At 71.8% G+C, this 20,162-nt stretch carries 15 protein-coding genes; 10 read left to right on the plus strand and 5 right to left on the minus strand.

The annotated features are described in order from the left end of the window. Positions 1–142: 142 nt before the first annotated feature. The 4 genes from ACFWI4_RS16930 to ACFWI4_RS16945 are packed head-to-tail and all read left to right on the plus strand — an operon-like array spanning position 143 to position 7,828. Entirely contained in the window at positions 143–2,581 is a 2,439-nt protein-coding gene (locus ACFWI4_RS16930; protein WP_387196479.1) for an FAD-dependent oxidoreductase, read from the plus strand. Between the two features lie 30 nt (positions 2,582–2,611). Continuing rightward, on the plus strand, positions 2,612–3,862 hold the full coding sequence (locus ACFWI4_RS16935) for a sarcosine oxidase subunit beta family protein (protein WP_387196481.1): 1,251 nt from the start codon (positions 2,612–2,614) through the stop codon (positions 3,860–3,862). An 11-nt stretch (positions 3,863–3,873) separates the two neighbouring features. After that, positions 3,874–7,233, plus strand: a complete 3,360-nt coding sequence (locus ACFWI4_RS16940; RefSeq protein WP_387196484.1) for a sarcosine oxidase subunit delta family protein — start codon at positions 3,874–3,876, stop codon at positions 7,231–7,233. After that, complete coding sequence (locus ACFWI4_RS16945) at positions 7,226–7,828, plus strand: sarcosine oxidase subunit gamma (protein ID WP_387196487.1); 603 nt, start codon at positions 7,226–7,228, stop codon at positions 7,826–7,828. Before ACFWI4_RS16940 ends, ACFWI4_RS16945 begins: the two co-directional genes overlap by 8 nt. 114 nt (positions 7,829–7,942) lie before the next feature. Here the strand turns inward: ACFWI4_RS16945 and ACFWI4_RS16950 are convergent, their stop codons facing one another. After that, positions 7,943–9,457 carry a hypothetical protein gene (locus tag ACFWI4_RS16950; RefSeq protein WP_387196490.1) on the minus strand — a complete coding sequence of 505 codons (1,515 nt, stop codon included), beginning with the start codon at positions 9,455–9,457 and terminating at the stop codon, positions 7,943–7,945. A gap of 73 nt (positions 9,458–9,530) precedes the next feature. Between ACFWI4_RS16950 and ACFWI4_RS16955 the strand changes: the two genes are divergently transcribed. After that, positions 9,531–9,956, plus strand: coding sequence for a contact-dependent growth inhibition system immunity protein (locus ACFWI4_RS16955; RefSeq protein ID WP_387196493.1), 426 nt, complete (start codon positions 9,531–9,533; stop codon positions 9,954–9,956). A gap of 280 nt (positions 9,957–10,236) precedes the next feature. Continuing rightward, positions 10,237–11,232, plus strand: a complete 996-nt coding sequence (locus ACFWI4_RS16960) for an aldo/keto reductase (RefSeq protein WP_387196496.1) — start codon at positions 10,237–10,239, stop codon at positions 11,230–11,232. 95 nt (positions 11,233–11,327) lie between these two features. Here the strand turns inward: ACFWI4_RS16960 and ACFWI4_RS16965 are convergent, their stop codons facing one another. Next, complete coding sequence (locus tag ACFWI4_RS16965; RefSeq protein ID WP_387196499.1) at positions 11,328–12,005, minus strand: GAP family protein; 678 nt, start codon at positions 12,003–12,005, stop codon at positions 11,328–11,330. Positions 12,006–12,407: 402 nt separating this feature from the next. Here ACFWI4_RS16965 and ACFWI4_RS16970 point away from each other — a divergent pair, with 402 nt between their 5' ends. After that, positions 12,408–14,390 carry a lamin tail domain-containing protein gene (locus ACFWI4_RS16970; RefSeq protein WP_387196501.1) on the plus strand — a complete coding sequence of 661 codons (1,983 nt, stop codon included), beginning with the start codon at positions 12,408–12,410 and terminating at the stop codon, positions 14,388–14,390. Positions 14,391–14,512: 122 nt separating this feature from the next. Here ACFWI4_RS16970 and ACFWI4_RS16975 read toward each other — a convergent pair whose 3' ends face one another. Beyond that, a complete protein-coding gene (locus tag ACFWI4_RS16975) occupies positions 14,513–14,923 on the minus strand; it encodes a winged helix-turn-helix transcriptional regulator (RefSeq protein ID WP_387196504.1) in 411 nt (136 codons plus the stop codon). 100 nt (positions 14,924–15,023) lie between these two features. Between ACFWI4_RS16975 and ACFWI4_RS16980 the strand changes: the two genes are divergently transcribed. Both ACFWI4_RS16980 and ACFWI4_RS16985 read left to right on the plus strand, forming a co-directional pair. Continuing rightward, the gene (locus tag ACFWI4_RS16980; protein ID WP_387196506.1) at positions 15,024–15,881 is read left to right on the plus strand and encodes an alpha/beta hydrolase; all 858 of its coding nucleotides are present in this window, start codon (positions 15,024–15,026) and stop codon (positions 15,879–15,881) included. Positions 15,882–16,026: 145 nt separating this feature from the next. Further along, positions 16,027–16,557: a TerD family protein gene (locus ACFWI4_RS16985; protein ID WP_387196510.1), complete on the plus strand. Its 531-nt coding sequence runs from the start codon at positions 16,027–16,029 to the stop codon at positions 16,555–16,557. A 31-nt stretch (positions 16,558–16,588) separates the two neighbouring features. Here ACFWI4_RS16985 and ACFWI4_RS16990 read toward each other — a convergent pair whose 3' ends face one another. Continuing rightward, positions 16,589–17,362 (minus strand): cache domain-containing protein, encoded by a 774-nt coding sequence (locus ACFWI4_RS16990; RefSeq protein ID WP_387196513.1) that lies wholly within the window; start codon positions 17,360–17,362, stop codon positions 16,589–16,591. 91 nt (positions 17,363–17,453) lie between these two features. Further along, positions 17,454–18,245: a FadR/GntR family transcriptional regulator gene (locus ACFWI4_RS16995; RefSeq protein ID WP_387196515.1), complete on the minus strand. Its 792-nt coding sequence runs from the start codon at positions 18,243–18,245 to the stop codon at positions 17,454–17,456. 201 nt (positions 18,246–18,446) lie between these two features. Between ACFWI4_RS16995 and ACFWI4_RS17000 the strand changes: the two genes are divergently transcribed. Continuing rightward, the gene (locus ACFWI4_RS17000) at positions 18,447–20,144 is read left to right on the plus strand and encodes an APC family permease (protein ID WP_387196517.1); all 1,698 of its coding nucleotides are present in this window, start codon (positions 18,447–18,449) and stop codon (positions 20,142–20,144) included. The last annotated feature ends 18 nt before the right edge of the window (positions 20,145–20,162 follow it).

Below are 20,162 nucleotides of genomic sequence, written 5' to 3' on the forward strand. Positions count from 1 at the left end.
TTTTCCGGGCGGTGTCCCGGCCTGTTCCGGGCCCTCGCGGCCCCCTTGACACCCCCTCCCGGCGGCGGGCACATTGAGTTGCGCAACCTGAATTCCGTTGCGCACAAAGCAACTTGCGGGCTTCGATTTCGGAGGTGCGGCGATGGCGGGACCCCGAGTGGTGATCATCGGAGCGGGCGTCGTGGGAGCGGCCCTCGCCGACGAGATCTCCGCGCGCGGCTGGACCGAGGTGACCGTGGTGGACCAGGGCCCGCTGCCCGCCACCGGGGGATCGTCGTCACACGCCCCGGGCCTGGTCTTCCAGACGAACCCCTCCAAGACCATGACCGAGCTGGCCCGCTACACGGTCGAGAAACTCAGCTCCCTCGACGTCGACGGCGAGCCCTGCTTCCTCCGGGTCGGCGGCCTCGAAGTCGCGACCACCCCCGAGCGCGCCGCAGAACTGCACCGCCGCCACGGCTGGATCACCGCCTGGGGCATCGAGGCCCGGCTGCTGAGCCCCGAGGAGTGCGTCGGGCAGCACCCGCTCCTCGACCCGGACAAGGTCCTCGGCGGCCTTCTCGTCCCGACCGACGGCCTCGCCAAGGCCGTCCTCGCGGTGGAGGCACAGATCCGCCGCGCCACCGAGCGCGGCGTACGCTTCCTCGCCCGCCACGAGGTCCTCGACGTCCGGCACGACGAGGGCCGCGTCACCGGCGTCCTCACCGACCAGGGGGAGATCCCCGCCGACGTCGTCGTGTGCTGCGCCGGCATCTGGGGTCCGAGGATCGCCCGCATGGTCGGCATGGACCTCCCGCTCACCCCGCTCGCCCACCAGCTCGCCTGGACCGGTCCCGTACCGGCGCTCGCGGGCCAGCGCGAGGAGGCGGTGCGCCCGATCCTGCGCCACCAGGACGCCGACCTCTACTACCGCGACCGCTTCGACACCATCGGCATCGGTTCCTACGGTCACCGCCCGATGCCCGTCCCCGTGGACGACATCCTGCCCGTGGACGAGGCCGGCGGGATGCCGTCGGTCCTGAAGTTCACCGCGGACGACTTCGAGGACGCCTGGACCGAGACCCGCTCCCTGCTCCCCGCCACGCGCGAGGCCAAGATCGAGGAGGGCGTCAACGGCCTGTTCTCCTTCACCACCGACGGCCATCCGCTCCTCGGCGAGTCCCCGGACGTCAGGGGCTTCTGGGTCGCCGAGGCCGTCTGGGTCACCCACTCCGCCGGCGTCGGCCGGGCCATGGCCGAATGGCTGGTCGACGGCCACTGCTCGTCCTTCGACCTGCACGAGTGCGACGTCAACCGCTTCGAACCGCACCAGCTCGCCCCCGAGTACGTCCTGGCCCGCGACTGCCGGAACTTCGCCGAGGTCTACGACATCCTTCACCCGCTCCAGCCGTCCGGGGACCCGCGCCCGATCCGCACGAGCCCCTTCCACACCCGCCAGCAGGAACTGGGCGCCTTCTTCCTGGAGGCGAACGGCTGGGAGCGCCCCCAGTGGTACGAGGCCAACGCGAGCCTGCTGGAGGGCCGTTCCATCCCGGCCCCGAACGACTGGGCCGCGCGTTTCTGGTCCCCGATCGTCGGCGCCGAGGCGCAGGCCACCCGCGAGAGCGTCGCGATGTACGACATGACGGCCCTCAAACGCCTGGAGGTCACGGGTCCCGGTGCCGCCGCCTTCCTGGAGGGGCTTTGCACCGGCAAGGTCGACAAGTCCGTCGGCTCGGTCACGTACACCCTCCTGCTGGACCGGAACGGCGGCATCCGCAGCGATGTCACCGTCGCCCGGCTGGCGCGCGACCTCTTCCAGGTCGGCGTCAACGGCAACCTGGACCTCGACTGGTTCACCCGCCATCTCCCCGCCGACGGCAGGGTCCAGGTCCGTGACATCACCCCGGGCACCTGCTGCGTCGGCCTGTGGGGCCCGCTCGCCCGCGAGGTCCTCCAGCCCCTCACCGACACGGACTTCTCGAACGACGGCCTGAAGTACTTCCGCGCCCGGCGCGCCCACATCGGCTCCGTCCCCGTCACCGCGATGCGCCTGTCCTACGTCGGCGAGCTGGGCTGGGAGCTGTACACCACCGCCGACCTGGGCCGGAAACTGTGGGACACCCTGTGGCGGGCGGCCAGGCCGCTGGGCGGCGTCGTCGCCGGACGCGGCGCCTTCAACAGCCTTCGCCTGGAGAAGGGTTACCGGTCCTTCGGCACCGACATGACCTTCGAGCACGACCCCTACGAAGCCGGCCTGGGCTTCGCCGTCAGGACCGACAAGGGCGACTTCATCGGCAAGGCCGCCCTCGGGCGCCGCGCAACCGACGTCCGCCGCAGGCTGACCTGCCTCACCATCGACGACCCGTGGTCCGTCGTGATGGGCAAGGAACCGGTGTACGACGGTGACCGCGCCGTCGGCTACGTGACCAGCGCCGCCTACGGCCACACGATCGGCAAGGGCATCGCGTACGCCTGGCTCCCGACGGAACTCGCCACCCCAGGCACCACCGTGCACATCGGCTACTTCGACCGGCGCGTCGAGGCGGTCGTCGCCGAGGAGCCCCTGTTCGATCCGACCATGTCCCGCCTCCGTGGCTGAGCGCCGACCTCGAGACAAGGAGCACCGCCGGTGACCCCTGAGCTGCCGGACGGCAAGGCGACCCCGGGCGCCGGCCTCCCGGACCACCCGGACTTCCTCTGGCGCACACCCGAGCCGAAGTGCTCGTACGACGTGGTGATCGTCGGCGGCGGCGGCCACGGCCTCGCCACCGCCCACTATCTGGCGAGGAACCACGGCATCACCGACGTCGCCGTGCTGGAGAAGGGCTGGCTGGCCGGCGGCAACATGGCCCGCAACACCACCATCATCCGCTCCAACTACCTGTGGGACGAGAGCGCCGGCATCTACGAGCACGCGCTCGGACTGTGGGAAGGACTCGCGGAGGAGCTCGACTACCCGATCCTCTTCTCCCAGCGCGGTGTGCTGAACCTCGCCCACAGCCTCCAGGACGTCCGCGACAGCGTGCGCCGCGTCGAGGCGAACCGCCTCAACGGTGTGGACGCGGAGTGGCTCGACGCGGACGGCGTCAAGGAGATCTGCCCGATCGTCAACACCTCGCCGGACGTGCGCCATCCGGTCCTGGGCGCCACCTACCAGCCGCGCGCCGGCATCGCCAAGCACGACCACGTGGCCTGGGGCCTGGCCCGCTCGGCGGACGCCGCCGGCGTCGACCTCATCCAGAACTGCGAGGTCACCGGTCTGGAACTGGCCGGCAACCGCGTGGTCGGAGTCCGCACGAACCTCGGCCCCATCGCGGCGGGCAAGGTCGCGCTCTGCTCGGCGGGTCACACCTCGGTCCTCGCCGCCATGGCCGGCATCGAACTCCCGCTCCAGAGCCATCCGTTGCAGGCGCTCGTGTCGGAGCTGCTGGAGCCGGTGCACCCGACGGTCGTCATGTCCAACGCGGTCCACGTCTACGTCAGCCAGGCGCACAAGGGCGAGTTGGTGATGGGCGCGGGCATCGACGCGTACAACTCCTACACCCAGCGCGGCGCCTTCCACATCATCGAGGAGCAGATGTCCGCGGCCCTGGAGCTCTTCCCGGTCTTCGCCCGCGCCCATGTGCTGCGCACCTGGGGCGGCATCGTGGACGTCAGCCCCGACGCCTCACCGATCGTCGGGCTCAGCCCCGTCGACAACCTCTACCTCAACTGCGGCTGGGGCACCGGTGGTTTCAAGGCCACTCCGGGTGTGGGCTGGGTCTACGCCCACACCATCGCCCACGACGTCCCGCACCCCCTCAACGCCCCCTTCTCGCTCGACCGTTTCACCACCGGCGCGCTCGTCGACGAGCACGGCGCCGCCGCGGTGGCCCACTAGGGAGCCCGACCATGCTGCTCATCCCCTGCCCGTGGTGCGGGCCCCGCGACGAGGCCGAGTTCCACTACGGCGGCCAGGCCCACGTTCCCTACCCCGAGGCCCCCTCGACGCTCACCGACGAGGAGTGGGCCCGCTATCTGTTCTTCCGCGACAACCCGAAGGGCCCGTTCGCCGAGCGCTGGAGTCACGCGTCGGGCTGCCGCCGGTGGTTCAACGCGGTACGGGACACGGCCACCAACGAGATCCTTACGGTGTATCCGGCGGGTGAGGAACGCCCCGCGACCCCCAAGCCACGCCCGGTGCGCCCAGCCTGTCCGGGGGTGCCCGCTCCGGGGAACTCCGAGGACGAGACGTCTTCGCCGCCGACGGCGACGAGGACGGACGGGAAGGATCTCTCTCGGGGCGGGGCGGAGCTGCTTCAGGACGGGACGGAGCCAGTTCAGGACGGGACGGAGCCGGTTCGGGGCGGGACGGGTGGGAGCCGTGGTGGTGCCGCATCCATCAGCGGCGCGCTTACAGGCCGTGCCGCATCCGTCAGCGGCTCCGCCGCGCGCCTGCCGTTCCGGCACCCCACCCGCGGCCGCGTCCACCGCGACACCCCCCTCACCTTCACCTTCGACGGTACCGAGTACGAGGGCCTGCGCGGTGACACCCTCGCCTCCGCGCTCCTCGCCAACGGCGTCATCGAGGCCGGCAGCAGCATCAGACTCGGCCGCCCCCGGGGCATCTTCTCGGCCGGAGTGGAGGAGCCCAACGCGGTCGTGCAGATCGAGGCGCCCTTCCCCGAGCCGATGCTCCCCGCGACCACCGTCGAGCTCTACGAGGGCCTGGTCGCGAGCAGCCTCCCCGGTCAGGGCCGCCTCGCCCGCGAACCGGACCCCGCCCGCTACGACGCCGTACACGCCCACTGCGACCTGCTGATCGTCGGCGCGGGACCGGCCGGCCTCGCCGCGGCGGCGGCCGCCGTCCACAGCGGAGCCCGTGTCATCGTCGCCGACGAGCATCCGGAGCCGGGTGGCAGCCTTCTGGGCAGGGCCGAACACCTCGACTGGGTGGCGGACGTCACCGGGCAGCTCGCCGACGACCCCGAGGCGCGCATCCTGTGCCGAACCACCGTCTTCGGCTACTACGACGACAACCATCTCCTCGCCGTCGAACGCCGCACCAACCACCTCGGCGCCGACGCGCCCGAGCACGTCTCCCGCGAGCGCGTCTGGCGCATCCGGGCGCGTCGCGTCGTCCTGGCCACCGGTGCCCACGAGCGCTCGCTGGCGTTCGCGGACAACGACCGCCCCGGCGTGATGCTCGCCGCCTCGGCCCGTACCCACGTCAACCGTCACGGTGTGCTGCCGGGCCGCCGGGCGGTCGTCCTCACCACCAACGACAGCGCCTACGAAGCGGCGCTGGACCTCGCCGCCGCGGGCGTGGACATCGCGGCGGTCGTCGACACCCGAGCCGAACCGGGGGAGTGGGCGCGGCGCGCCCGGCAGGCGGGCGTCGAGGTGCTGGCCGGGCACGCCGTCACCGGCACGAAGGGCGAGGCGCGGCTCACCGCGGTGACCGTCGCCTCGTACGAAGACGCTTCAGGGCAGCGGGAGTTCACCGCCGACCTGCTGTTGGTCTCGGGCGGCTGGAACCCGGTGGCCCACCTGTTCAGCCAGTCGGGCGGCACGCTGCGCCACGACGAGGCACTGGGTTCCTTCGTTCCGGACACCTGCCGGCAGGCGGTCGAGGTCGCGGGCAGCGCGAGCGGTGCCCTGGATCCGGCCGAGGTCCTGGCCCAGGGCGCCGCCGCCGGTGCCCGCGCGGTGGAGGCCGAGGGCTACATGCCGCACGCGCCCAGTCTGCCTGCCGTGGCCCCGCGGCCGCTGCCGACGCCGGCGATGCACGTGTACACCCTTCCCGGTGCACCGGACTCGCCCCGCTTCGTCGACCTCCAACGCGACGTCACCGTCGACGACCTAGCGCGGGCGGCCGGCGCCGGTCTGCGTTCGGTCGAGCACACCAAGCGCTACACGACGGCGGGCACCGCCAACGACCAGGGCAAGACCTCGGGAGTGCTGGCCGGAGGCGTCGTCGCCGAACTGCTCGGCGTGGACGTCTCCGAGCTCGGCACGACCACGTTCCGGCCGCCGTACGCACCGGTCTCCTTCGCGGCGCTCGCCGGCCGTCACCGGGGCGTCCTGAGCGACCCGGTCCGCACGACCGCCCTCCACGCGTGGCACACCGCGCACGGCGCCGTCTTCGAGAACGTCGGCCAGTGGAAGCGTCCCTGGTACTACCCGCGGGACGGGGAGGACAGGGAAGCCGCGGTCCTGCGCGAGTGCGCCGCCGCCCGCGGCGGCGTGGCCTTCATGGACGCCTCCACCCTCGGCAAGATCGACGTACAGGGCCCTGACGCCGGCGCCTTCCTCGACCTGCTCTACACCAACATGATGAGCACCCTGAAGGCCGGCATGATCCGCTACGGCGTGATGTGCCGTCCGGACGGCATGGTCCTCGACGACGGCACGGTCCTCCGCCTCACCCGGGACCGCTTCCTGGTCACGACCACGACCGGAAACGCGGCCGTCGTCCTGGACTGGATGGAGGAGTGGCTGCAGACCGAGTGGCCCGAACTGAGGGTCCACTGCACGTCCGTGACCGATCAGTGGGCCACCGTCGCCCTCGTCGGCCCCCGTTCCCGCGATGTCCTCGGCGCGCTGGCACCCCGACTGGCCGTGGCCAACGGCGACTTCCCGTTCATGGCATGGCGGGAGACCACCGTCGCGGGCATCGGGGCCAGGGTGTGCCGGATCAGCTTCTCCGGCGAACTCGCCTACGAGATCAACGTGTCGCCCTGGGAAGCACTCACCCTGTGGCAGGCACTGGGCGAGGCCGGCGCCCCGTACGACATCACCCCGTACGGCACCGAGAGCATGCACGTCCTGCGCGCCGAGAAGGGCTACCCGATCATCGGCCAGGACACCGACGGCACCGTCACCCCGCAGGACCTCGGCATGAACTGGGTGGTGTCGAAGAAGAAGCCCGACTTCATCGGCAAGCGTTCCCACGCCCGTGCCGACACCGTCCGCCCCGACCGCAAGCACCTCGTCGGCCTGCTCCCCGTGGACCCGGCCGTCCTCCTCCCCGAGGGCACCCACCTGGTCGCCGACGGCGAACTGCCCCCACCGCCCGTCCCGATGCTCGGCCATGTCACCTCCAGCTACCGCAGCGCCGCCCTCGGCCGGACCTTCGCGCTCGCCCTGGTCAAGAGCGGCCGTGACCGCATCGGCGAGCGGCTGTACGCCCCCGTCGGCGACCGGCTCGTCCCGGTGACCGTCGCGAGCCCCGTCCTCTACGACCCCGAGGGAGCCCGCCGCGATGGCTGACACCGCCCCGACCGCCCCGCTCCGCAGCCCCTTGTCGCAGGTCGCGGACCGCCTCGCCGCCGCGACCCGCACGTCGGGGGGCGCGATCCGGCTGGCCGAACTGCCCTTCCTGGCCCAGATCGACGTGCGCCTCGACGTCAAGGGAGCGGCGACGGACGCCGTCGGGCTCGCGCTGGGCCTGCGACTGCCCCTCGAACCCGACACCGTCGTACGCGCCGGGGAACTGACCGCGTTGTGGCTCGGTCCCGACGAATGGCTGGTGGCCGCCGCGGCCGGCAGCCAACGGGACCTGGAGCGCCGGATCCGGGAGGCGGTGGGGGACGAGCCCGTCTCCGTCACCGATGTCTCCGCCCAGCGCACCACGCTCCTCGTGACGGGCCCCCGCGCCCGCGATCTGCTGGCGCACGGCTGCTCGCTGGATCTGCACCCGAGGGCCTTCGGCCCCGGCCGTTGCGCCCAGACGACCCTGGGGCGCACCCAGGTCGTCCTGATCGCCCGGGACGAACCCAGGGCCGGGTTCTGGGTACTGGTCCGTTCGTCCTACGCCGGCCATCTGGCGCACTGGCTGCTGGACGCGGCGACGGAGTACGTCTGACGGACCCGGACGGGTTGCCCCCGTCGGGGCCGTGAGATGTCCTGTCCCGACGAAGCCGGCCGACGCTGAGCCGATGACCAGGTGCGACCGACTGCGCGGAATCACCCGTCCGAACTAGCTTCGTCCGGCTGGTCGGAGGTGGCTCTCGGCGAGGCTGCGCAGTTCGCGGTGGTTCAGTGCGGTGTCGGCCGCGACCTCGGTGGCACGGCCTTTCGGGAGGTAGCGGACGCCGTCGATCTCACAGAGCAGCGGCCCCACGCCGGTGTCGCATACCAGGGCCTCGCCCACCGGAGCGGGGCCGCCGACAGTGCGACGCCCACGGCCGCGGGACAGTGAGATCGGCTGGAGGAACTGCGGCGCCGCGATCGCCCAGCCCTCTGGCCGGAAGAGGACCAGCACCATCTCGCCCGGATCCCGGCGCAGCCGGACGTAGCGCATGGGCTGCCACTTGCCTTCCCCCGTACCCGAACGCGCGGCACGCAGTACTGGACCGCACAGCGCGGAGCGGTTGGTGGCGAACCAGCCGATCCGGGCGAGGGAGACGATGCCGACCGTACCGAGTACGAGGAAGCGCCAATGCCCGAGGTGGAACTGGTCGTCGAGAATGGCGCCGAGGGAGAGCAGCAGGAAGTACCAGGCGCCGGTGCCGAGGACGGTGCTCAGCACCCAGACGCCCGGCGACAGGGACGTACGGCCGGCGCCGCGGCGGGGAGGGGTCACCTGGGGGTCTGGCCGATGGCGATCGCCGTGCCGGGCCGCGGCGGCGAGGTTCGCGTAGCTCAGGTCGTCCTCGAGGCCCGGCCATCTGTCCTCGCCGTCCTCGCCCTTTGCGTCGCCCGCGGCCGTCTGAGGGGGTATCACCGGCTCGGCCCGGCGTGCCAGCCGGACGCGCCGGGCGTTGGCCAGCGGGCTGACCACCAGCGCACCGCCGAGGCCGAGCAGGCCAAGGCCGCCTACGAGAACGGCAACCACGTCCGGGGTCGTCCGCGTGTCCACGCCTTCCCCCAGGAAGGGCCAGGGCAGCGCGACGATCGGAATGCGGTCGCCGGAGCGGACTCTTGTCGTGTCGCAGTCCACGGCAGTCCGCTGTGAGCCGCCGTCCCAGCCGACGGTGCAGCTGTCGTCGTCCCGGTTCACCCGGACGACCTCGGCGGAGGTGTGCTTGCCAAGCAGGGCGACGTCCGCGGCGGCCATGCCTGTGCACAGGGACGCCGCGAGGGCCAGAATCGCCCATAGCGGCGCGACCGGCAGCGGCAGCCTTCGGGCGGGAACGAGAGCCGGACGGCTCTGTTCGCGCAGCCAGGTGTCGAGAGTCCGCGCGTCGTGCGTGGCCAGGCCCAGCCGCAACACCTGGCCATCGGGCGTCCGATAGCGCAGGCCCACCTTCTCGAACGTGGTCCTGCCAATGGTTGCGACCGTCGTGTCCAGCACCTCGCCTCCGCGCGGCACGGCAGTGGTGTTCCCGGAGCGGCCGAGGAAGACAGGTCCCTCGAGGCGGGGGTCGGCCAGCAGCCGTCCCCTCCGGCCGTCGAGCCTGCAGCGGAAGTGCACGGCGCGGCCTGCCGCCAGGCCGCGCCGCCTCCTTGCCGCCGCCCACTGGGCCAGCCCGGCCATGATCAAGGGGATCACAATGAATCCAACAAGCCCGAACATCGCTTCCGCCGTCTCCTCCGCCGTGCGTGATCGGAGAAGCGTATGGGGGATGCCAGGGGCTCTGACCAGGGGGTGCGCCCCGGGGCCCGGCGGTTCTGTTGGAGAGGGTCTTGCCACTTCGGGCGGCCCCGACAACGATCGACGGAGTCAGTCGCAAGCGGCGGCGCATGCCTTGCGGAGCAAGCCGGTCGGGACTCTGACTGTGGAAGACCTGCGCCTGCTGATCGGGCAGGACATCGGGCTGGCGGTGCTTCTGCCGTTGGCGGTGGAGGTGCTCCGAGACGACCCACTGGCCGAAGGCCACATGTACGAGGGAGACCTGCTCCGCGCGGTTCTGACCAGGCCGTCCGCTGTCTGGAGCGACCATCCGGACGTCGCCGGCCAACTGGCCTCGATCATCAGTGACCTCTCGGGCTTCTCATCAGACCTGATGAGCGAGGCCGAGCGGTTCTTGGACGCCACCCGGAGTTCCTGACGCGTCGCAGACGCCGGGCCGGCCGGCGGCCGGTCAGGACAGGTCAGTTCCCAGCATCGAATACATGAACATGTCCCGGCGTTTCTCGCCCACGTGCTGCCGGCTACGCGCCCCGTACGGCGGAGCCGCTGACGTCCACGGCACAACCTGGATCGCCCGGGAGGCGCTTGTGGCGTCCGGTCTATCCAGGGAGCGGCACTCCCAGGATCGGTGCTCCGCTCCCGTGCCGGGCGGTGCGGGCGCACAGTGGGTGGGAGATCGAACGGCGAAGGAGAACACGATGCAGACACGCACGCTGGGCAGCACCGGTCCGTCCGTTTCCGCGCTGGGCCTGGGCGCGATGGGCATGTCGGGTGCCTACGGCGCGGCCGACCGCGGGGAGAGCATCGCCACCGTGCACGCCGCCCTGGAGGCCGGTGTCACCTTGATCGACACCGGCGACTTCTACGGGATGGGCCACAACGAGCTGCTCCTCGCGGAGGCGCTGCGCGGCCGGGACCGCGACAGCTACCGGTTGAGCGTCAAGTTCGGCGTCCAGCGGGGACCGGGCCCGGGGATCGGCGGGATCGACGGCCGCCCCGAGGCGGTGAAGAACTTCCTGGCCTATTCGCTGACCCGGCTGGGCACGGACCACGTCGACATCTACCGTCCCGCCCGGCTGGACCCGGCGGTCCCGATCGAGGAGACGGTCGGCGCGGTCAAGGAGATGATCGACGCCGGGTACGTCCGCCACCTCGGCCTCTCGGAGGTCGACGCGCCGACGATCCGCCGGGCGCACGCCGTCCACCCCGTCGCCGACCTCCAGATCGAGTACTCGCTGATCTCCCGGGCGGTGGAGGCGGACATCCTGCCCGCGCTGCGCGACCTCGGCATCGGGCTGACCGCGTACGGCGTCCTCGGCCGCGGTCTGATCTCCGGGCACTGGGCCGCCGGCCGGACCGCGGGTCCCGGTGACAGCCGCGGCTTCAGCCCGCGCTTCTCGGACGGGAACGTGGAGCACAACCTCGCGCTCGTGGAGGCACTGCGCCGGGTCGCCGACGCGAAGGGCCTCACGGTGGCGCAGCTGGCCATCGCATGGGTGGCCGCGCAGGGACCGGACATCGTGCCGCTGGTCGGCGCCCGCACCCGCGAGCGGCTGGCCGAGGCGCTGCCCGCGATGGAAGTGACCCTCACCGCGGACGACCTCGCCGAGATCGAGAAGGCGGTACCGCCGGGCGCGGCGCGCGGCGACCGCTACCCCTCCGCGTTCATGTCCAGCCTCGGCGCCGGCAACTGAGTCCGCGCCCGCTGCCCGCGCCGACGAGGAACGGCGACGGGCGCAGGGGCCGGCGGCACGACCCGCCGGCCGCTGCCCCGGTCGAGGGCGGTCGCTCAGCGGCCGAGTCCGGACAGTCCGTCACCCAGGACGCCGGCCCCCAGGAGAAGCAGCACGATCACCGTGATCACGGTGCTGTTGGCGACCATGAACCGTCTGACACCGTCCAGGAACGAGGCGCCCCGCCGTCCTCCCGCGAGATGGACCGCGACGGCGCCGAGGACCGTGCAGGAGGCGATGAGCACGAAGACGGCGACCGCGGCGACCAGGCCGACGTCATGCGCGCCGGCCTCGGCGATCGACGTCGCGGCCGACGCCGTCAGGACGAGGTTCTTCGGATTCGCGCCCGAGAGCAGCGCGCCGAGGAGCAGCGCCCGGCCGGCCGTGACGTCGTCGAGCGAGGACATCCAGCGCGGCGGCTCCGCCTCCTCACCGGCGCGCGGGCGTCTCCACCAGGTGCGCACGCCCAGCACGAGGAACGCCGTTCCGGCCACCACCCGCCCCCAGTCCGCGATCGCCGAGGACGTGCTGTCGGGGTCGTCGGCCCCGCCGAAGAGCAGCGCGACGACCGTCGCCGTGATCGTGAGACCGGTGATCCATCCGGCGGCGAACAGCAGGCCGTTGCGGCGGCCGTGGGCGCCGGACAGGATCAGGACGATCCCGATCACGGGGAAGGGGCTGAGCGCGACCGCCAGCGCGGCCGGCAGCATGGCCCCCATCGCCTGGCTGAGCACCCGATCCCTCCGGCCTCCACGAGCTGGCCGGCTCCAGTCGCCGGCGCACCCCGATGCTGCCCCGACGGGAGGCCACCTCCCCGCGGAACGCACGGACGTCACCCGTCTGCCCGGCCGGCCACCCCGGCGCGGGCACGGCCACGCGTCCCTGCTCGCACCCGGGACCCGACGTGCCAACGGGCCCGGCGGCCGGCAAGGGAACCGCCGGAGACGTCGGCCCGTCAGAACCTTTGCGGGCACGGCCCGTAGGAGAGGACGGCATGCCCCAGGGGGCGTTCTCGGCCATTTCCGTCCCTCCCGCCGCACGGCCGAGGCGCGTATGCCTGACGTTCCGGTGGCCAGCAGGCGGTGTTCAGCCGGAGTACACGCCGTTTCAAGATCATCTCGCCAGAGTTCCCCCTCGTGCCTACCTCACAGTCGCGTTCGGGCGTCACCTCTGTGTGCGCCGTCGCCTTTGCGCTTTCAGGACTCCTCGCCACCGGGATACTCGCCGCCCAGCCGGCGGCCGCCGCGGACCCGGCCGGCTTTCAGAACGTCCGGATCAACGAAGTCACCTCGTCGGGCAACGACACGGTGGAGCTGTACAACGCCGGCTCGACCGCGGTGAGCATCAGCGGCTGGAAGATGTCCGACGACAGCTTCTCGGCGCAGACGTTCACCCCCTCCTCCACCACGATCGCGGCCGGCGGCTTCGTCACCTTCAACTCGCCCAAGGGACTGGGTGATTCGGACAAGGTGGTCATCTACACGTCCGGTGGCACGGTGGTCGACCGCGTGGAGTGGGCGACCGACAAGGCGAAGCCCGCCATGGCACGCTGCGGCGGCGACGGCACCGGCGCCTGGGTGACGACGGCCACGGCGGCCACGTTCGGCGCCGCGAACGCCTCGGGCTGCCCGTCGTCGATCCCCGCGGCGAGCCGTGTACGGATCAACGAGGTCACCTCGGCCGGCTCCGACACCGTGGAGCTGTACAACGGCGGCACGAGCGCGGTCAGCGTCGGATCGTGGAAGTACGTCGACGGCGACACCTCCCACTCCGCCGTCACCGTCTCCTCCTCCTCGCCCAGCGCGAGCAGCATCCCGGCCGGCGGCTACGTCACGTTCAACTCCACCATCGGCCTCGGCGACAACGACTCGGTCTTCCTCCTGGACGGCAGCGGCAACACGATCGACTCGCTGACCTGGGCGGCCGCGGGCGCCGCGCCGTCGGACGAGCGCTGCGCCAACGGCACCGGCTGGTTCCAGACCGCTGCGACGGCCACGCTCGGCAGCGCGAACTCCTGCTCCGGCAGCACCGGCGGCGGTACCGGCGGCGGCACGCAGACGGGCCAGCTGCTCGGCGGTGGCGGCTCGCTCACCAGCGGCTGCGCCCCCGAGGCGCCGTCCGGCACGGGTTCCACCCCGTCGGGCACCCTGGCGTGGCCGGGCGGCCTCGACGTCACCATCGCGGACAACGTCTGCGCGTTCACGACGTCCACCGGTCCCGAGGGCCGGGACGTGAGCGGCCTGGCGTTCGACCCGTCCAACCCGTCCGTGCTGTGGGCGGCCAAGAACAAGAACTGGCTGTACAAGCTGGTCAAGAGCAACGGCAAGTGGATCCCGGACGCGACCTGGAGCGCGACCGGCAAGCAGATCAACTTCGCGGGCGGCTCCGGCCAGCCGGACTCCGAGGGCCTGACGGTCGGCGGCAACGGCCACCTCTACGTCACCTCCGAGCGCGACAACAGCAACAACACGGCGCCCAAGGACACCATCATGGAGTTCGACCCGGCCGCGACCGGGTCGACGCTCACCCCGCTCCACCAGTGGGACATGACCTCGCAGTTCCCGCAGCTCAACACCGGCAGCAAGGACGACGCCAACCTCGGCTTCGAGGGCGTCGGTTACGTCCCCGACGGCTGGCTGACCGCGAACGGCTGGGTCGACCCGCTCACCGGCGCCGCCTACAACCCGGCCAACTACCCGCTGCACGGCTCGGGCCTGTACTTCGCCGGCCTGGAGTGGGACGGCTCGCTGCACGTCTACGGACTGAACTCCGACGGCACGTTCACCACGTTCGGCACGATCGCCACGGGCAAGGCCTCCGTGATGGACGTGACGTACGACGCCGGGACCCAGCGCATCGTCGCCACCTGCGACAACACCTGCGGTGAGACCCACACGTTCATGAAGGTCAACGCCTCCGGCGCGATCGTGCCGGACGTGACCTACACGAACCCGGCGGTCATGCCGGTCGACAACCTGGAGGGCTTCGCGCTCGCCCCGACCTCGACCTGCGTCAGCGGCTTCCGCGAGGCGGTCTGGAGCGACGACGGCATCTACGGCTTCGGCTCCGGCACCTCCTCCTCCGGACACGCGATCTACAGCGGCACCTTCCCCTGCTGATCCCGCCGACCGCGACAGGCGCCTCCTTCACGGGGGGCGCCTTTCGCGTAGGAACCACCGCGGGCAGGTGCCCTGGACGGGCCGGCTTCAGGATCTCGGAGCTTCGGACGGAACCGGCCCGCCTACCACCCGTCGTCCCCCTGGTCGGCGGCTTCATTGGCGCGGTCGATCTCGGCCATGTGCTTCTCCGCCCAGGTCCGCAGCCCCGCGAGCGCGGCTTCCAGGGACAGCCCGAGTCCGGTGAGCCGGTAGAAGACCCGCGGCGGCACGGTCGGTTCGACCCGGCGAGACACCAGCCCGTCGCGGGTCAGGCTGCGCAGGGTCACCGACAGCATCTTCTGCGACACGCCGGGCATCCGGCGTCTCAGCTCCGCGAAGCGCACCTCGTCCGGTGCGGCATCGGCGAGCGTCTTGACGGCCATGGACGTCCACTTCGTACCGATGCGGTCCAGCAACTGCCGCGTCGGGCAACGAGGATCGAACAGATCGCCGCGTTCCCCGTCGCCGGTGGCCCGGGCTCCTCGGGTGGTCACCTGTGGCTCACCACCTTCCCTGCAAGTGCCGTCTAGGAAGCGGCCGGTCGGTTACCTATCGTTTGGTGGTCACCAATGGTAACCACCCGGAGGAGCCGACATGCCGGTCACCGCCGCACATCACCTGCGCCGCGTCAGGGCGAACGGCGTCCAGCTCAACGTCGCCGTCGCCGGGGACGGACCCGCGGTTCTCCTGTTGCACGGCTTCCCGCACACCTGGCGGCTCTGGAGCGGCATCATGGGCCGACTGGCCGGGCAGTACCGGGTCATCGCCCCGGACCTTCGAGGCTTCGGTGCCAGTGAACGCGCCGTCGAGGGTTACGACGCGGGCACCCTCGCCGCCGACGCCGAAGGGCTGCTCGACGTACTCGGCGAGCCCTCGGCGGCGGTGGTCGGCATCGACGCCGGCACCGCCCCCGCCGTCCTGCTGGCGCTGCGCCGGCCGGGCCTCGTCCGGCGCCTGGTGGTGATGGAGGCACTGCTCGGCCGTCTGCCCGGAGCGGAGGACGTCGTCGCGGGCGGTGTCCCGTGGTGGTTCGGCTTCCACGCCGTCCCCGGCCTCGCCGAGACCGTTCTGGCCGGCAACGAGGCCCCGTACGTCGACTGGTTCCTCGACTCGGGCACGCTCGGGCGAGGCGTACCCGACGACATCCGCGCGGCCTTCGTGCACGCGTACACCGGCGGTGAGGCCCTGCGCTGCGCGTTCTCCTATTACCGGGCCCTGCGCACCAGCGCGCGGCAGATACAGGACGCCGTCGCGACGGCTCGGCTGACCATGCCCACCATGGCCGTCGGCTCGCACCCCGTCGGCGCCGCGCTCGAACGCCAACTCCGTCCCCTCGCCGAAGACTTGGTCGGCCACCGGCTCCAGGACTGCGGCCACATCATCCCCCTGGACCGCCCCGACGCGCTGCTCGCGCTCCTCGCTCCCTTCCTCGCCGCCGATCTGCCGAAGTGACCGGGCGGGGCCGAGGGACCACGACCTCGTGCGCCGGGCGGTCAAACAGCTTCGGATTCCGCCAAGAAGGCGTCAAAAGGCAGGTCACTGCGCATACTTGACCGTGCGGGAACAGCCCGCGACGGTCTGACGGGGAGCGGCGAGCGTGAGTGATGTCGGCGTGGGGCTGGCCAAGGCCGAGGTCAGGCTCAAGTGGGATCCGAGCCCGTTCGGGGAGCCGCCCCGGCACCTCGACATCATCGCCGCGATGTACGCGGCGGGCGATCCCTACGGACGGCCGGTGTACGTCGTCCATCATGAGAGCCGATGCCCGGACGGCACCATCAACATGAGCCGGCACAGCGAGACCGGGATGGGTTTCGGGTTCGTCGAGGCGATGGTGTTCGAGTTCGACCGGATGTCGTCCGCCTACGGGCGCGTGGTGGTGGGCGTGGCCATCCACCAGGACGGCGGGCCCCGAGCGTTCGGGGACATCTCCAACGCCGGTGTGGTCGTCGCCGAGGGCTACCGGCAGCTGCTGGCCGACGACTTCGCGGGAGTCGCCGATGCCACGGCGGCGACGGTCGCCGAGTTCACCAGGGACGCGTCCGGGACATGGCAGTTCCGCGAGATGCTCCGAGGCTTCGAGAGCGACCCGGTGCCGTTCACGGCGGAGATGGGCAGCCTCCAGCAGTGACACGGTCCGCGTGCCGCACCGGGTCCGCTTCTCAGCCGACGGTGGAGGGCCGCGACGGTGGCGGGGGATCGGCGGGGGCCTGGACGCGGAGCACGCTCCAGTCGACCTCGGGGGTGCGTACGGCCGCCCGCTCGACCCCGGCCTCGGGGCCCAGCAGCGTGCGCGCCAACTCGCCGACGGCCCAGGTGGGAGTGTTCGCGGCCAGGACCCGGCCCTCACTGGTGATCACGACCGACTCACCGCCCAGCTGCCTGAGCAAGGGGACGACGATCTGCTCGAACGCCGTCATCGGTATGTCGGCGCCGACCACACCCACGAACTCGCCGTCCACCGTCAGCGGGCGGGTGAACGTGAGGATGTAGAGCCCGGCGCAGTGCAGATCGACGTACGGACCCATGACGGTGCCGTGGCCTTCGTCGCGGGGGATCGTGAACCACGGCTTGAAGCTGTAGTCGTAGAACGTCTCGGTCCGCGGATCCAGGTTCAGCCGCAGCGGACGCGGGCTCCGCTCACCGGCCCGGTGCTGCCACCATTCGAGGTGGAAGGCGGCGTCGGAGAGCACGTCGGGGCCCATGACGACACCCGCCCCGTTGAACCGCTCGCCCTGCTCACGCAACAGCGCCTGGATCGCGGGCCGCAGCGCGTTGATGTCGCCCGTTCCCGGAGTCCTGCCCTTGCCCGCGGTGGCGCTCAGACGGGCCCGCGCCGCCGCCTCCAGTGCGGCCAGCGCCGAGAAGACGGACTCCACCGCGGCCTGGATGGACTCACTGCACCGGACGATGCCGGTCGGCGGGGTGCTGGTCATCACTGCGCTCCGTCAGGGAAGGCGGCGCGGGATGCGCCACCGGGTCAGGCGTCGGGCTGTCGTCGGGTGGTCGTCGGGCTGTCCTCGTCGGTCATGCCCCGGGCCGGGTTCCGGCCGGTCCCTCGGTCGGGCACCGGTCGTCGGTCAGCCGCAGATGCGTCCGTACGAGGTGGCGGGCGCCGGCGACCGTGTGCTCCTCGGCGAGGCGGCGGGCCTCCGCCGCGTCGCCCGCCGCGACGGCCACCAGGATCTCGTGATGCTGGTCGGCGAAGACCGAGGCGTCGGGATCGTCGCCCCCCGGCAGCCACAGCAGCGGCCCCAGTTCCGCCTGGAGCCGCACCTCCAGCCGGGTCAGCCGGACGGACTGCGCGGCGACGGCGATCTCGATGTGGAAACGGGCGTCGGCCTTGCGCCGCTCGGCGGGGGACTCGGCCCGGCGCAGGGCGGTGACCAGCCGGTCGAGGCTCCTGGCCAGGTCGGAGGGCGCGCGCTCGGCGGCGAAGCGGGCCGCGGCGCCCGAGACGGCGAGCTGCTCGTCGCCGAGGTCACGCAGCTCCGAGATGCCCAGGTCCCGCAGACGCGCCTGGTGGATCCTGGCCAGTCCCTCTTCAGGGCTGCGGATGAAACTCCCGCCGTTGCGGCCGCGCCGGGTCTGCACCAGCCCCTGCTCGCGCAGGATGGCCAGGGCCTCGCGGACGGTCCCGTTGGCGACGCCCAGCTGACAGGCCAGGTCGCTCTCGCTCGGGAGCTGCTCCCCGTCGGCCATCAGCCCGATCGTCACCGCTTCGGCGATCCGGCGGACCACCATGTCCGCCCGCCCGGAATCACTCAGGGGCGCGAAGGCGGCGCTCATCACCGGCGAGCGGCCGTCCAGTGCTGCCACGGCCCCTCCTCGAAGGTCGCGCGTCCATGACCAGAGATCGTTCCCAGGCTATCAGTCAAACCGTTGTCCTTTGAACTTCAATGTAGTAGCTTTCGCGCACTCGAGACGCCGGACGGCCGCCGGCCCTTACCCGCTCCAACTCGCGTTCCTGTTCCGCCGACATCCGATGCAGCAGCGTGTTTCCCTCCAAGGAGCCCGTCGATGACCGACGCCACGCAGTCCCCGCCAGCCCCCGCAGACACCGGCGCGGACACCCCCGCCGACGCCGACGCCCAGCGCCTCGCCGCCCTCGGCTACCAGTCCGAGTTCAAGCGGGACATGAGCCTGTGGGCGAACTTCTCGCTGGGGTTCACCTATCTCTCGCCGGTCGTCGGCGTCTACACCCTGTTCGCCGCCTCCCTGGCGGCCGGCGGCCCGCCGATGTTCTGGGCGTTCGTCATCGCGGGCGCCGGACAGCTGCTGGTCGCCCTGGTCTTCAGCGAGGTCGTCGCCGAGTTCCCGGTGGCCGGCGGGGTCTATCCGTGGGCCCGTCGGCTGTGGGGCCGCAAGTGGGGCTGGATGACCGGCTGGATCTACCTTCTCGCGCTGCTGTCCACCATCTCGGCGGTCGCCTACGGCGCCGGCCCCTACGTCGCCGCGGTCTTCGGGTTCACCTCCAGCACCACCACCACGATCGTGTGCGCGCTCGCCCTCCTCGGGCTCGCGACGCTCATCAACTTCGGCGGCACCAAGGTGCTCTCCACCGTCGCCGTGTTCGGGTTCGTGGCCGAGATCGTCGGTGCCGTCGTGGTGGGCGCCTGGCTGCTGATCGCCAACCGCCACCAGGGTCTCGGCGTCCTGTTCGACAGCTTCGGCTCCCAGGGCACCCACTCGTACCTCTACGCCTTCGCGGCCGCCTCGCTGATCGGCGTCTTCCAGTACTACGGCTTCGAGGCCTGCGGCGACGTGGCCGAGGAGGTCCCCAACCCCGGACGGCGCATCCCGACGTCCATGCGGCGCACCATCTACATCGGCGGAGCCGCCGCGCTGGCCGTGTGCCTCGCCCTCATCCTGTCCGTCAGCGACTTCGGCGCCGTCATATCGGGCAAGGACGCCGACCCCGTGACCACGGTGCTCACCGACGCGTTCGGCACCGGCGGCGCCCGCGCCGTCCTGGTGATCGTCCTGCTCTCCTTCATCTCCTGCGCGATGAGCCTCCAGGCCGCCGCCAGCCGGCTCACGTACTCCTTCGCCCGTGACCGGATGATCGTCGGCAGCCGGGTCCTGGCGGCCTTCTCCGAGCGGCTGCGGGTGCCCCCGTACGCCCTGCTGCTCGCGGCGGTCGTCCCCGGGCTGATCATCGTGGGTTCCGCCTACTCCGCGGACGCCCTCGTGAAGATCATCTCGTTCTCCACCCTCGGCATCTACGTGGCCTTCCAGATGGTCGTCCTCGCCTCCCTGCGGGCGCGGCTGCGCGGCTGGCGGCCCTCCGGCGAGTACCGGCTGGAGCGCTGGGGGTACCCGGTCACGGTCGGCGCGCTCGCCTACGGCGTCGTCTCCCTGGTCAACATCTGCTGGCCGCGCACACCCGGAACGCCCTGGTATGACAACTACATCGTGCTGGTGAGCGGTGTCGTCGTGGTGGGTGTCGGTGCCGTCTACATGGCGGTCGCCAAGCCGCACGAGCGTGGGGACGCCCCGGCGGGAGACGCGCTGGCGGCCCCGGCGGAGGGCGCGGAAGCTCCGGCCGAAGCGGCGGCGGCCCCCGCGGTGGCCTCCGCCTCCGACGTACCCGAGGCTGCCGCCGAAGCCGAAGCCGAAGCCGAAGCCGAAGCCGAAGCCGAAGCCGAAGCCGAAGCCGAAGCCGAAGCCGAAGCCGGCTCGCCCGAAGCGCCCGACTCCGCGGCCGCGTCCGCCTGAGCCCGGCCGGACCGTCCG

Origin of the sequence: Streptomyces sp. NPDC127038 (genome assembly GCF_042725875.1) — a bacterium.
GTDB lineage: Bacteria > Actinomycetota > Actinomycetes > Streptomycetales > Streptomycetaceae > Streptomyces.